The following is a 12,201-nucleotide window of genomic DNA, read 5'->3' as shown; positions in this document are numbered from 1 at the left end:
CAGATTGAATGCTCTCGGCGCGCGAGAGGCTAAAGAGCGATCGCTTACCCTTTCGATCGCCCCATCCCATCCTGGTGTTGGTCCAAGGCGCCCGCGATCGCGGCGCGACGGTGAAGGCAGGGCTTTGTTGGATTTCTGACCAGGGTGGCTTGCCTTGCAGCGGCTTTATGCAGGTACCGATCGCAGGTTTCCAGATTTCAAGCCGGCATAAGGCCAAGCCGACGATCGCGCGCGCGCAGCAATGCCAAGAACGGAAGGGCGACCAACACCATCCAGGCCTTACCCACGACCTGTCCCGCCAAGAATTCAACGGAGCCGAAGGCGAGGCCGAGAAACACGATGCTGTCGATAATAAGCCCCACAATGCTGCTTGCGACGGCGGCGCGGATGAATCCGCGGCGCTGCAGCGGAGTGTAGACCGCTAAGTCAGCAATTTCCGACAACAGAAAAGCGACAGTGGAAGCGACGACCAACGCTGGCGGCGCAAAACTCGCGGACAACAAGGCGCCGATCGCAATTGCGGCAACCGCCCAAATTATTCCAAGTCGCCGCTGCACAAGGTCGCGCAGCACCAAGGCGAGGCCGACCGCCAACACCCCGCTAGGAGCTTCAAGTCCGGGCGCCACAGGAATCAGACATGGACCATTCGGTACACAGGTTGTCCCGACATTTCCGATTAACCAGTTCGCTAACGGGATACATCCAGCAAAGCACAAAGCGAACGCAATTCCTTCCGTCTTACGGAGGCGATCGATCTCAGCCATGGGCTAGTTCCTGCGTCAGCGGTAGCGTTGCTGGTCGCGTGGCGAACTGCCGATATCCCTTCGCGCGCAACTCGCATGCCGGGCACACGCCGCAGCCTCGGCCCCACTCATGGATATTCCCCACGTCCCCATGGTAGCATGTCAGAGTGCTAGTGCGGATCAAGTTCACCAAGGCGCGCCCACCGAGTTCTTCGGCAAGGGCCCACGTCTGTGCCTTGTCTATCCACATAAGCGGAGTTTCGAGAACGAAACGGCTCTCCATACCAAGGTTGAGAGCGACCTGAAGCGCCTTCACCGTATCGTCACGGCAATCCGGATATCCGGAAAAGTCTGTTTCGCAGACGCCAGTCACTACGTGCTTGAGACCTCGACGATAGGCGACAGCAGCTGCAAACGTGAGGAAGATAATGTTCCGCCCAGGCACGAAAGTGTTCGGCAACCCGGATTCGGTTGCCGCTATCTCAACGTCGCGCGTCAACGCGGTCTCGCTTATCTCGCCAAGCACAGATAGATCGAGCACCCGATCCTCACCGAGTTTGGCAGCCCATTTCGGAAAATGACTTTCCAAGCTCGCCCGGAATTCACCTCGAGCGTCGAGTTCGGCTCGATGCCGCTGCCGATAGTCGAATCCAATCGTCTCCACATGCTCAAACCGATCGAGAGCCCAGGCCAAACATGTAGCGGAATCTTGACCGCCAGAAAAAAGTACAAGCGCCGTTGCATTTGACATTATTGAGTGTCCGTACCGTAGAAACTACAGGCTCCCGTGTCGCTATCGCGTCTTACGGTCACTCGCCATAAGTTCGGACAGATGGGCGCGACTTTCCGCCAGATCCACGACGAAAGGTTTTCCATTGTCGCGGGTCCAAGGTCGTTAATCTCGTCCAGAAAGCGGTGGTCGAGACCATCGCGAGCTTCTTCGAGGGCCTGATCGAGGAGCCCTAGATCGATGACCATGCCGCTTTCCGGATCAGGACGGCCGCGAACGACTACTTCTGCTCGGTAGGAATGGCCATGAATCCTGCGGCTCGGCTCGACTTCAACCTGACGTTGGAGCGTGTGTGCTGCGTCGAAGCGAAACTCCTTGCTCAGTTCGTACATTATCGGATCCCCATGAATTTGTGAGTTTGGAGAGATAGACGCCAGTGCGGATGCTGCAGGCAATAGGCTATCGCCGCCGCCGTATTTGTTTCGACCATAGGACCGTCGAGAGGCTGCAGAAGAAAATGGTCAAATGCGAGATTCTCAAAGGTCGCAGGATCCAGGCCGACTTGCGGAAACACCAGTTTCAGTTCATTTCCCACAGTTTGTGCCAAGGTGGTGGCGCCTTTGGGGCTAACGGTGATCCAGTCAATCTTATCGGGGGCGGCCAGCGTGCCATTGGTCTCTAAGGCAATTTCGAACCCGTGGTCGTGGAGTGCGGACACAAGTTCATCCCCAACCTGCAGGAGCGGTTCGCCGCCTGTGAGAACGACGAAACGTTCGGACGTACCACCGCCCCACATATTCTCGATCGCGATCGCCAAAGAGGATGAATCATTGAACCGTCCACCACCAATGCCATTGACGCCGACGAAATCGGTGTCACAAAAATTGCAGGCGGCTTTCGCTCGGTCGCGCTCTCGCCCGCTCCATAGATTACAACCGGCAAATCGGCAGAAAACGGCCGGCCGCCCAGTGTGGCGACCTTCGCCCTGCAACGAATAAAACATCTCTTTGACTGCGTAACTCATAGCTCTTCACGCTGCCTGTGCGGATTCGGCCAGACGCCGCTTAAGGATCTGAACTAAGTGAAGTGATAATTGGCGGACATCGGACGGAACGTTCTGGAGTCCATTCCAACGTCGGCGCTCAGCACCGAATTCCCACTCGCCCTCGCTCCAAGCGGTCTTTCCTTTTAGCAGCCGTAAGCCATTCGCGAATTCGTCGCGTGTGGCAGCGCCGGTAACGCTGTTGAGAAAGTCCATGACATACCCGAGCGCGACAATGCCCGTGCCGTGAATCAACCGAGACGTCTTGGGCGTTTTACCGGCCCAATCGTCTGCGAAGACGTGTTGCACCGCATGGTAGAACTCGCTCATCATCGTGACGCCCTGATCAAGCAAAAGCTCATCTTCACCGGCATAAAGGCGCAGGGCTCCATCACTTAGAGAATTCATGATTACGCGCTGCAGAACCGTGTCTCGGATGACCCCCTTTGGATTGGTTTGCTGCTTGATCAAACCTCTCAGCGACGACCCCTTGCGATAATTGAGCGCCTCAGTAGCAAGCGCCGCTTGCGACCGGCTCGACATGCGGTGCGGCAGGTCTCCCACTTTGGGGAGCAGTTCGTAAACCAGGGCCTTTGGTAGCGGGCGCGTGTTATTCACGAGGATGAACTGTTTTTGCAACTCCTCCTCTGTCTCACAGAGGAAACCCGATACGAGCACCTCGAAGTCGCGGCCCTGCAGTTCCGAAAGCGCCGTAAAGCGTTGTTGTCCATCAACGATCCAGCCGGGCGGGCCATTGGACGTATCTATGACCAGTTGGCAGAGGCGACTTTCCGCGCTCGTCGCCGGCTCTACCCAAGCGTGACCCATGAAGGCGACCACGATAGCATTGGGCAAGATCGAGTTCGGCTTCTCGAGATAATCACGGATTTCGCGAATGTGACCCGCGATCTGCGGCCGCTGAAAACCTTGGAGCGCGCCGCCGTCATCGCGACCCGCACGCTCTATTCGAGCAATACGTGCAACTTCCGCAGCATTCGCAATGAAGGTGAATACCGTCAGTTTCTCGCTCTGAACCGGCGCCAGCGCGTCAAACCGAAGAAAATGTTGCTTGTTCATATGCTCTCTCGCCGGAATTCGCTTAAATGGGTGTGAAAGACGTGGAGGTTGTGGATGCCGCGTCGCTTGTTGCGATTTGAGGTGCGGAAGATCACGGCCTCCACGCCGCTCTCCCGACAAACTCGGCAACTACATCGCTCCCAGGGACGATCGCCAAGGGTGTGGGCGTAGACCTTGCGCTGTCGGGTTGCGGCGTCGGCACGGCGGCTTGGTGACGCCTCGTCGTGCCAATTCAGGGCCGCCCAATAGTCCATCACGGCATCAAGGCTTTGATCCAGGGTCGCACCACCGTCGGCGTAAGCGCGCACGCCGCGAAGTGCGGCGTCTTCAAGGCGCCTCGCATCTTCCTGGTTGAGGCTCCCTTCCAGCGCCTTATGCTTGAGCTTGTTGTTCTGGGTGGCCTGCGGAATACGAATTGCAGTGTAGTACGAGAGGTCGCCGTCGGGCGTCCGCACCCAGTAATTCTTCCGGGCATCCTTGAAGGCGCGCAAGAGCGGTGACGTCGTGTCGAAACTGGTTACGCGGTACTGTTCCAGTACGGCCAGTTCCTCGATTTTCCCGAAACCGAGAAGATGCAGTCGAACCCGGTCGGGGAGAGCATCACGCAGAGCTTGTAAGACTCGGCGAATCTGATCGATCCTCAACGGCACGGTGCCGCCGATCGCTAAATAGTCGTATCCCATGCTGGCCAGGTTGCGGGCAGCTTGCGCCATACTCTCAGCCGACCAACCTTGTATAACCCCCATCGGTGTGAAGCCTGGGCCTATGCTCTTGGCGGATTTGTAGAACTCAGTCGCGTTCTGCAGCGTGATTTCGTAGCGACGGCGCACATCATCTGACACGTCGTCCAGGGCCCGCGTCATCCCAAGGTCATCAAAGTCGAAGATAAGGTGATCGGGCGAACATCCATGCGTGAAACCGGCATCAGCATAGAATTCCGCTGTGTCGTCGGCCTTGTAGGGCGGTTCCGGCAGGTTCCGATAGGTGAAGGCGCCGCAGTCGCCTATCAACAAGCTTCCCGGAAATCGATCGATCGGATAGCGGAGAAATCGTCGAGCGCCCTCGCGACGAAAGCGCATTAACTGAGCTTCTGAATATTTCCCTGGCTGGCGAGCATCGCCGACGATGCCGCGGGAAACCAGGATACCGTCATACGGTGCCTGTTCTAGGAATTCGTGTGGGTACTGGTCATCGCGGTGAACCGATCGGCCCGCGCCGTTGCGATCAGCAACAAAGTCATACTCTGGATCGATCGTATCAACGCTGTCAGCGAAAACGAATTGCATCATGCCACCTTTGCAAAGGCATGCATGTGGTCAAGGCGCGCTAGATGCCCAGACAACAATTTAATGTCGCGTCCAACGTTCTGAATCTCATTCCAGTCGCGCTGCAACTCCGCCCACCTGCCGTTGGTCCAGCGACAATATGGAGCGATGCGCGTCAGCGACTCAGTCGCGTGTAGCAGCAGGTCCGTACCAGGAGCAGCGCGCGACATCATGCGATCCATCAAAAGACTCATCGCCTCGATGCCGGCAGAGTGCATTAGCCGGCTTTCGGTCGGTGGGCGGCCCCACGCCTCAGGAAAGACGCGGCGCACAGCAGTCCAGTAAGCGACAAGCGTACGGTACATTGCATCGACATCGGCGGGATATTCGGGGGTCGCCTTGTACGGTGCGAGGGCGCCAAGAGCGCTGTTGATACTGTTCCGAATCGCCTTGATCAACGCTGAATCCGTGATCACCGCGATCCGAGAATCTTCAGAAAGCCTTTTGATCAGGCCTTGGAAGGGAGAACCAGGAGAGGTTTGAAGGAGATTGACGAGCTCGCTCGGGATTTTTCGAGACGACAAGTCACGCGGAAAGGCTGTGTCCACTTCTGGGAGCAATTCGTTGATTAGCCGAGGATCGAGCGGTTTGGCTTTGTTGACCAAGATGAACTGTTCGCGATGAACGGACAGTTCCTCCGACACAAAGGCGACGACGGGAACCGGAAAGCTCTTGTTCTGAGCTTGCGACAGGGCAATCGAACGCTGCTGGCCGTCGACAATCCAAGCCGCTTTTGAGCCGTCGTTTGGAAGCGGAATTCGCAGTGTCCCGGCCTCGCACGACCTTATGTCGCCGCCCGGCTTTTCGCCCCGCGTCTGAGTGAACCGCGCGCGCGGCGAAAGTGCGAGAATGATAGCGTTTGGGAACAGTACGGGCCCCTGATCAAGAAAATCCGTGATCGCTTGAACGTGGCTCTTAATGCCTTTGCGCTGAAATCCCTGCAAGGAGCCGTCGCCGTCGCGGTGGACGCGGCTGATCTCCGCAAATTTGAGAAGATCGGCGCCGGCAACAAAGAATGCATAGACAGCCTTGTCGGCCTGTTCGGTACGGACGGCGCGAACAGCAAGCATTGCTTCGTTGGTCCTTCGCGGCCGGGTCATGCTGCTTCCTTTTGCTCCATGGCAGTCCGGTAGAGACGACTGAACCGCGATTGCTCGCACGCAACCCCCTCTTCATCGCGAAGCGCGCGGAGGATTCGTGCAATACCTGATTGCGTATGAAGTCGTGCCAAAATTAGCTGGATAATCTCCGCGTCGTTGCGGCGCGGCCGGCGCGCGCGTTCGGGGGGCGTCACCGCGCTCATTGCCGCCTCCACGGCTGCATAGTCGGCATCCCGGTCATATGAGCCGCCGTTGATCGCCATCAACCGAGCAAAGTGGAGCAAGGCTCGTTGAGAAAAGTCGGCTCGAGTACCTGGCAGGATCCTATCCAACCGATCGTCATACGGCACAAGCGATGGGCGGAGTGCGGCCGGCAAGGCCGGAGCAAGAGACGCGCCGAAGATTCGCAATCGTGCCAAAGCGTGAGGGTCCAGTTCACTGAGGCTATTGCCTACCATCTCAGCATAAGGACGGGTGAGTGCTATCAGCACCCGCCCCGAACTTTGGCCGAACACATCGGTCCACTGATCCGAATGCGGACCTGACAGCAGGCTTGAAAACCAAGCGCCGACATCGAATTCACTTGAGATCCGGGCGGCGACAGACTCCGCGTATCCACTGGAGACGGTGAGGCCATAGAGGGGGACTTGCCGCTCGGCGGCCACCAGTCCCAATCCGGCAGAAATGATGTAGAGTCTGGCCTCGGCGATTTTTGCTGCTTGGGTGGCAAGCCCAAACCCCCGGCCCGCATAAAGTGCGCCGGCGGGGCCACCGGGCGGCAACGTCCGTATCTTTTCTGTCCAAGCATTCTGGATGATCTGCTGCGAACCAATCGGCAACGAAACTGGGGTTGCTACTAAAGGTGGACGCACCTTTTTTCGAAGCGTGCAAATAGTGACGACCACGGTAGCGGGTTCTCTCGGGATATCTTCAGTCGGGCGATCGTTTGCCATCAATTTCCGCGATATCTGCGTCTCAAACGACCTTGGATGGCTCGTCTTAAGTCATGGAAAATCTATATGTAGCGTGCCGAGCGTGGCGCTCTACAATCTGCAGACCGTAGCATGGCTCTCGTTGGATAGCTACACTAAGCGGAGCACGTTTGCAATTTTATGTACCGAAAACTGCGGACCATCCCGAAAGTTCGCGGTTCAGTGACCGCAGTTTTTGTCCCGTCGGCTCGTGGCCGACGGGGATGACCGGTGGTCTGCGAAGGCTAATTGCCTAGTTTTGAGCACCATAGAAGCTCCCACGGAAGGTGGCCCGCGAGACTTGGCGATGAGTCGTGTATCTGATACTTCCGGGTGCGTGCGCCTCTTAGCGAGCGAGTTGCAGCGCATGTGACGAGCGTCGCCTGCGAGTTCGAAGGGCCATCGGTCCGGACGATTGTGCACCGCTTAAGCAACGGCAGGAGCCTCATGATGAGCCAGAGTTTCAAACAGCCCGGCAAGACCGAACGCGATGCCGGCATCTCTGCGTTAATCAAGCGAATGAACGACTGGACAATTCCAGAAAAAGCGGTCGATAGGGTCCACGAAGCAGCGCGAGCAAGCCTGAACGAAGTGAAAGCTTTGACGGAGTATGAGGACGGAAAAGTCTCACGACTACTAACTGTCATCGCTTTTCTAAGCGCTGTTGTTGGAGCGGTTTTTACCCGTTTCGCGACCGACTATGCTTGGCCGGGACTGAACAACATCAGCCCAAGCGCAGAGTGGCTATTGCCCACATCGACCTACTTCACATTCTTCATATACGCTGTGGTTGTAACTTGGTCTGTGTTTACGGCTCTCAACGCAATTCGTCCAACCTTTAACGTTCCTGCAACATGGAAAGGGCACGGCGCCACTGGCCTCCCTCCTTCAATGGTCTTTTACAAGGGTATGCTCGATGTGTCCGCGCCAAAATGGGGGGAAGCGTTTGAAACGTTGGCAGGCGAAGAAGGTACGGACCTCAAGCGTTACTATGCGAAATGCTATGTCATAGAAGCATATCTTGTTGCCGAGAAAGTCGCCCAGAAGCTCGCGGCCATCAACCCTTGTGTCAACGCGCTGCGAGCGGCGATGGTAATATTGATGGTGTTTTTCGTCTTGTTCGCGGCCACCATAGCGTTTGTGGACCCGGCCCACTCTGGCGCCGTGCCCCCTTCACTGCTCACCAACTGATCGACTAGTGGTGATTGTGCAAAAACACCTATTTACCGACGCCGATAATACGCTTTGGGATACCAACGCGGTGTTTGCTGCCGCGCAACTCGGCCTCCTGCGTGCCGTCGAAACCGTCACCGGCCTGAAAGCACCTGAAGCCGAGGATCAAGGTCTTGCCTTTCTCCGTGATGTCGATCAGCGCATCGCGGCTGCGCACTCCCTTCGCCTTGGTTATCCTCCGCATATGCTCGCGCAAGCATTGGCTTTTGCGTTAAACGGAAGCTCTGCGACGCAGGCGGCAGGCCGCGCCGTCGGCAATTCAAATTCGAATCCTGATTTCGATAACGCGGTTGCGTTGCACATCGAGAAGCTCCGCGAACGGCCAGTCTTGCGCTGCGGCGTACGGGAAGGGCTCGAGGCAATTGCGAATGCGGGTGTGCCAATCACAGTCGTAACCGAAGATAAGTTCGATCGCTGCCGTGCTCTCATCGAAGCGCACGGTCTTATCCATTTGATCGCCGATGTTGTATCAATCCGAAAGACTCCCGATGCCTACACTGACTTGCAACAACCGCTGGCGGCGACCCATGCATTTATGGTTGGCGATCAACCTGATCGCGACATCGCCGCCGCGGCGCTGGCCGGATTTGAAACGATCTACTTCCCTAGTGCCTTCCTACCTTTTTGGAACACCGACGTGGAAGTACGCCCCGATCACAAAATCACGCGCTTCGACGAAATCATTCCGCTTGTTTTGAGTTCTGACAAAGGAGCCTGGGCCATCGATTCTCATCGCAAGGTCGTGAAATAGGGCGATGCTCTCGCGCCCGCGGGTCTTCCGATTACCGCAGGGCGGAAATCGCCGACGCGACTTTCAGGAGATCGGGGCGTGCCACGGTCCTTTCGATAGAACGGGGTGGCCATAGAGCATTCCAATAGCCGGATCGGCCGCTTCCGGCCCGATCTCTTGGCGCAGGGAATGCCAGACAGGTTCCTGTTCGAGATCAAGCCCGACGTCACGGCCTCGGACATCCAGTGTGCAATCGGCCAGCTTCAACTGTACGAACACCTCGGAGGGCAGCCGTGCAGGAAAGTGATGGTGCTGCCAGAGGCCCCTTCGCCGGACGTCGCCGGCGCACTTCAGGCGCTTGCCATCGAGGTGGTGCATTTCGAAAAGCAGGGGGCTTCGGTCCGCTTCGACGATTCAGCGCTGCGCAAGCTCATGATCAAATCGCGCAGGCGAGCCAACGGCGGGAAATCCGTTGTTGACCAGAACAGCTAGAAGCACAGGTGGCGGCGCTGCCGACGGATTGCGACTATGCGATGAATGCATCTGAGCTATCGAGAGTGACACGATTGGAGGGCAGTAAAAATGACCGGTGGACGACTCCACTTCGATGCTTCTTGTCCTACTCCGCGCAAGCTCGTGCGGCTGCCGACATTGTCGCCGCGATGCTCGAATCCCTTGGTGTCGACACCTTCCGTGACGTCAATATCGCGTTGGGGCAGCATATTGCGACGACGATCAGAAGTGTTCTCGAGCGGGCGGACTTCGTGCGCCTTGTCCTCGCAGGCCCATCGCGATCCCATTATCCGAGTTTCGAGACTGGCTTGGCTCTTGGTCTTGGCAAACCGATCATTGGCGACGCGGTCGACTTCTTCAGGATTTGCTGATGATCCGCGCCAAGCCTGGTGAAATCACCGCAATGCTCCCGGATCACCGTCACCGTCGCTTACTGGGTGGCGGCTTTCACTGCTTCACGCTCGACACCGTCAGGGCCAGTGCGTTCGAGGACTACACATGACGGGATCCACTTCGAGAAACCGGGCAGGGGTGCCGGAAGGCTACTTTCGGAATGCCGGCCAGCGTCACGCGCGCCGCATCAATCGGATCAATCGGACTGACGGATGTGCATCCGCCAACTCAATCGGTGCGATGTTCAAGCCTGCTAAACTGGCGGCTCCATCCTGATCAGTGACGAGTGTGATCGCCTCGTGGCTATTCAGGAGTTCGGCGATCGGAGAGAAGAGGGACGTTGAGTGTCCGAGCTTTTCCGCTGCGATCCATTCTTGCAGATGGCCGCGCTTGACCCTGCCTCTTACAACATTGTCCACGAGGAATAAGTCTAGGTCGTCATATTCAGGAGCACCCACGAGGTTCCCGAACCAAGCACTCTCGAGTATTGATGACATAGATGCCGACACGTCGAGGGCGACTGCGCTGCTGGTGGTAAGCGCGCTGGTGGCGGTCGCATAGATGATCGGTTCTCCCACCACGCTGCGGACCAATTGGCGGAATCTTGCCTTAGTGGCCGGCTCATCTGGGTTGAAGTGCCCTAGGACCGTGCAGCGGTCCTTCTCGGCGCCCCAAAGCCCTGAGTAGTCGCCCGCGGCGGGACCATAGTTTACCAGCACGATCTTGGCATTGGGGTGCGCGTTGGCGTAGTCCGCGAGCGCAGCGCCAAAATTGGCCGTGAACTCCTTTTTGTAGTGCTTCACTTCGACGACAAGCACACACGCAGCTTCCGGGCCTCTCGTCCAGATGCCGTAGTCCGGTTGCGCGGCCTTTTTTCGGGACTTGCCGATGGGGTTACTGAGGGGACTCCTACGCTCGGAGTAAAGACTGAGCAGCGGACGTGAGCTTTCAACATCTGCTAGCCGCCACTCGGCGAACGCAAAGCGAAGGGCTCCGTCATCGTGGTTGATGGTGACGTCATGGTCTTCAAGGGCATCGAAGATCTGTGTCGCTACCCAGACACCGTAAAGTTCGTAGCGTCGTTTCCATGCGGGAAGAGAAAGGATCCGCTCAAGCGATTTGACGTCAATTGTTGAACTGAAACGCTTTCTCCCAAAGGCCGCATATGTCCGGGTGAGTTCGCTCCCGAACGCCGATGTTGTGTCTTCAGGCTCGGCAAGGAGAACCTATGGCGGCCTGAAAACGCCTTCGGAGAAGGCTACCGGAGGTTTAGCGCCCTGGCAGGAAAGGCGAACAAAGGAACTACTCTTGGACAGCATCCAGTCCGATCGGTCTCTGGCGGATTTGGCCGATGCTTGCGGTTTATCAGCAAGGCATTTTACGCGGGCGTTCAAGGCAACAACTGGGCAGCCGCCCCATCGTTGGTTGTTGAAACGGCGCGTGGAGCTCGCCAAGGATCTTCTGGAGACAACGGTTGAGAGTATCGCAATGATCGGACTTGCCTGCGGGTTCGCTGAATGTTGGAACCACCCCTAGTGACTGGCGACGTAAACGCCGGCACTAAACAGGGTGATTTTGTCCGCCATCACGACTTAGCGAGGTGGACTAGCTGTCGTTGCTATCGAGGCTGTCGGTCCGAGGTCTGGATGAGAGATTGTGTTGCGACACAGCCAATCCTTCTCCAGGAGTGGCGGATGCCTTCGGATGCAGCGGTCGACGATCACAGTCACTGCCATTGAAAGGGCGAAATTCGGCCTGTCGCATAAATTCGCTCCACACTTTGTGACTTGGAAGCCGGCAAAGGCCACCTACAATAGTAAAAAAGCGGATGGGTAAGCGGTGCAACTTTTCCCGATGCTGGGATTGGCTCTGCTTGGCGTCGGAGCAGGGGTTATCGTGGTTGTTCAGCAAGTTCTTGTCGCAAGTCTCAGGGCCAGCCTGGGATCGGCGTCGCCATGGGCAGCACTGATCAGCTATGTTGGCGGAACGCTGACGATGATCCTCGTCATCTTTACTGATGCAAGAGCATTGGATATTGACAACCGGCGTCGCGAAAAGCTCGTGGCCTCGTTGACGGCCGGCGTGTTCGGCGTCATCTACATCGTTCTGGCGATTGTCCTAATACCGAAGCTAGGGCGCCACCGTTGTGGCGCTGATCGTCGCCGGACAGTTGCTGGCGTCCTTGGCACCTTTGCTTGTTCGCTAACCCAGTGTCCGGTTTCGGGGGGCAGCGTCACCGTTCTGGACGACCGACATTAGGCGCGTTCCTGACATTCAATCTGTGACTGGCATCGGTCAGAGGAGGGCTTACCAAGAGGCTTTAGTGCCATTCATCAGAAATCTG

At 57.2% G+C, this 12,201-nt stretch carries 16 protein-coding genes; 7 read left to right on the top strand and 9 right to left on the bottom strand.

Translation table 11 applies throughout. The features are described from left to right. Positions 1-197: 197 nt before the first annotated feature. From AC0L17_RS00150 to AC0L17_RS00115, 8 genes are read right to left on the bottom strand one after another with little or no spacing between them, the layout of a single operon-like run. Positions 198-764, bottom strand: a complete 567-nt coding sequence (locus tag AC0L17_RS00150) for a VUT family protein (protein ID WP_473514307.1) — start codon at positions 762-764, stop codon at positions 198-200. Then, the gene (gene queC / locus AC0L17_RS00145) at positions 757-1,494 is read right to left on the bottom strand and encodes a 7-cyano-7-deazaguanine synthase QueC (protein ID WP_473514306.1); all 738 of its coding nucleotides are present in this window, start codon (positions 1,492-1,494) and stop codon (positions 757-759) included. The genes AC0L17_RS00150 and queC overlap by 8 nt, the downstream gene beginning before the upstream one ends. Continuing rightward, positions 1,494-1,865, bottom strand: a complete 372-nt coding sequence (locus AC0L17_RS00140; RefSeq protein WP_473514305.1) for a 6-pyruvoyl trahydropterin synthase family protein — start codon at positions 1,863-1,865, stop codon at positions 1,494-1,496. Before AC0L17_RS00140 ends, queC begins: the two co-directional genes overlap by 1 nt. Next, complete coding sequence (queE, locus tag AC0L17_RS00135; protein ID WP_473514304.1) at positions 1,865-2,497, bottom strand: 7-carboxy-7-deazaguanine synthase; 633 nt, start codon at positions 2,495-2,497, stop codon at positions 1,865-1,867. The genes AC0L17_RS00140 and queE overlap by 1 nt, the downstream gene beginning before the upstream one ends. A gap of 6 nt (positions 2,498-2,503) precedes the next feature. Beyond that, positions 2,504-3,592 (bottom strand): DGQHR domain-containing protein DpdB, encoded by a 1,089-nt coding sequence (gene dbpB / locus AC0L17_RS00130; protein WP_473514303.1) that lies wholly within the window; start codon positions 3,590-3,592, stop codon positions 2,504-2,506. Then, positions 3,589-4,881, bottom strand: a complete 1,293-nt coding sequence (dpdA, locus tag AC0L17_RS00125) for a tRNA-guanine transglycosylase DpdA (protein WP_473514302.1) — start codon at positions 4,879-4,881, stop codon at positions 3,589-3,591. The genes dbpB (AC0L17_RS00130) and dpdA overlap by 4 nt, the downstream gene beginning before the upstream one ends. Continuing rightward, positions 4,878-6,017, bottom strand: a complete 1,140-nt coding sequence (gene dbpB / locus AC0L17_RS00120) for a DGQHR domain-containing protein DpdB (RefSeq protein WP_473514301.1) — start codon at positions 6,015-6,017, stop codon at positions 4,878-4,880. The genes dpdA and dbpB (AC0L17_RS00120) overlap by 4 nt, the downstream gene beginning before the upstream one ends. Further along, complete coding sequence (locus AC0L17_RS00115) at positions 6,014-6,970, bottom strand: hypothetical protein (protein ID WP_473514300.1); 957 nt, start codon at positions 6,968-6,970, stop codon at positions 6,014-6,016. Before AC0L17_RS00115 ends, dbpB (AC0L17_RS00120) begins: the two co-directional genes overlap by 4 nt. 468 nt (positions 6,971-7,438) lie before the next feature. Between AC0L17_RS00115 and AC0L17_RS00110 the strand changes: the two genes are divergently transcribed. The 5 genes from AC0L17_RS00110 (at position 7,439) to AC0L17_RS00090 (ending at position 9,966) form a co-directional block, all read left to right on the top strand. Further along, positions 7,439-8,179, top strand: a complete 741-nt coding sequence (locus tag AC0L17_RS00110; RefSeq protein WP_473514299.1) for a hypothetical protein — start codon at positions 7,439-7,441, stop codon at positions 8,177-8,179. Between the two features lie 7 nt (positions 8,180-8,186). After that, positions 8,187-8,972, top strand: coding sequence for an HAD family hydrolase (locus tag AC0L17_RS00105; protein WP_473514298.1), 786 nt, complete (start codon positions 8,187-8,189; stop codon positions 8,970-8,972). Positions 8,973-9,140: 168 nt separating this feature from the next. Continuing rightward, positions 9,141-9,443, top strand: a complete 303-nt coding sequence (locus AC0L17_RS00100; RefSeq protein ID WP_473514297.1) for a hypothetical protein — start codon at positions 9,141-9,143, stop codon at positions 9,441-9,443. A gap of 8 nt (positions 9,444-9,451) precedes the next feature. After that, a complete protein-coding gene (locus AC0L17_RS00095) occupies positions 9,452-9,835 on the top strand; it encodes a TIR domain-containing protein (protein WP_473514296.1) in 384 nt (127 codons plus the stop codon). Then, positions 9,835-9,966: a hypothetical protein gene (locus AC0L17_RS00090; protein WP_473514295.1), complete on the top strand. Its 132-nt coding sequence runs from the start codon at positions 9,835-9,837 to the stop codon at positions 9,964-9,966. Before AC0L17_RS00095 ends, AC0L17_RS00090 begins: the two co-directional genes overlap by 1 nt. Positions 9,967-10,030: 64 nt before the next feature. Here AC0L17_RS00090 and AC0L17_RS00085 read toward each other — a convergent pair whose 3' ends face one another. After that, positions 10,031-10,675, bottom strand: coding sequence for a hypothetical protein (locus tag AC0L17_RS00085; RefSeq protein ID WP_473514294.1), 645 nt, complete (start codon positions 10,673-10,675; stop codon positions 10,031-10,033). 355 nt (positions 10,676-11,030) lie between these two features. On the opposite strand from AC0L17_RS00085, the gene AC0L17_RS00080 reads away from it, so the two are divergent. After that, positions 11,031-11,393, top strand: a complete 363-nt coding sequence (locus AC0L17_RS00080) for a helix-turn-helix domain-containing protein (RefSeq protein ID WP_473514594.1) — start codon at positions 11,031-11,033, stop codon at positions 11,391-11,393. A 303-nt stretch (positions 11,394-11,696) separates the two neighbouring features. Beyond that, positions 11,697-12,116: a DMT family transporter gene (locus AC0L17_RS00075; RefSeq protein ID WP_473514293.1), complete on the top strand. Its 420-nt coding sequence runs from the start codon at positions 11,697-11,699 to the stop codon at positions 12,114-12,116. Positions 12,117-12,201: the final 85 nt, after the last annotated feature.

Source organism: Mesorhizobium sp. WSM4829 (genome assembly GCF_055811475.1).
This window is presented reverse-complemented; position numbering and strand designations above follow the sequence as displayed.

Coding starts and splice junctions, on each gene's coding strand:
- AC0L17_RS00150 (WP_473514307.1), bottom strand. CDS start 764: ATGGCTGAGATCGATCGCCTCCGTAAGACGGAAGGAATTGCGTTCGCT.
- queC (WP_473514306.1), bottom strand. CDS start 1,494: ATGTCAAATGCAACGGCGCTTGTACTTTTTTCTGGCGGTCAAGATTCC.
- AC0L17_RS00140 (WP_473514305.1), bottom strand. CDS start 1,865: ATGTACGAACTGAGCAAGGAGTTTCGCTTCGACGCAGCACACACGCTC.
- queE (WP_473514304.1), bottom strand. CDS start 2,497: ATGAGTTACGCAGTCAAAGAGATGTTTTATTCGTTGCAGGGCGAAGGT.
- dbpB (WP_473514303.1), bottom strand. CDS start 3,592: ATGAACAAGCAACATTTTCTTCGGTTTGACGCGCTGGCGCCGGTTCAG.
- dpdA (WP_473514302.1), bottom strand. CDS start 4,881: ATGATGCAATTCGTTTTCGCTGACAGCGTTGATACGATCGATCCAGAG.
- dbpB (WP_473514301.1), bottom strand. CDS start 6,017: ATGACCCGGCCGCGAAGGACCAACGAAGCAATGCTTGCTGTTCGCGCC.
- AC0L17_RS00115 (WP_473514300.1), bottom strand. CDS start 6,970: ATGGCAAACGATCGCCCGACTGAAGATATCCCGAGAGAACCCGCTACC.
- AC0L17_RS00110 (WP_473514299.1), top strand. CDS start 7,439: ATGAGCCAGAGTTTCAAACAGCCCGGCAAGACCGAACGCGATGCCGGC.
- AC0L17_RS00100 (WP_473514297.1), top strand. CDS start 9,141: ATGCCAGACAGGTTCCTGTTCGAGATCAAGCCCGACGTCACGGCCTCG.
- AC0L17_RS00090 (WP_473514295.1), top strand. CDS start 9,835: ATGATCCGCGCCAAGCCTGGTGAAATCACCGCAATGCTCCCGGATCAC.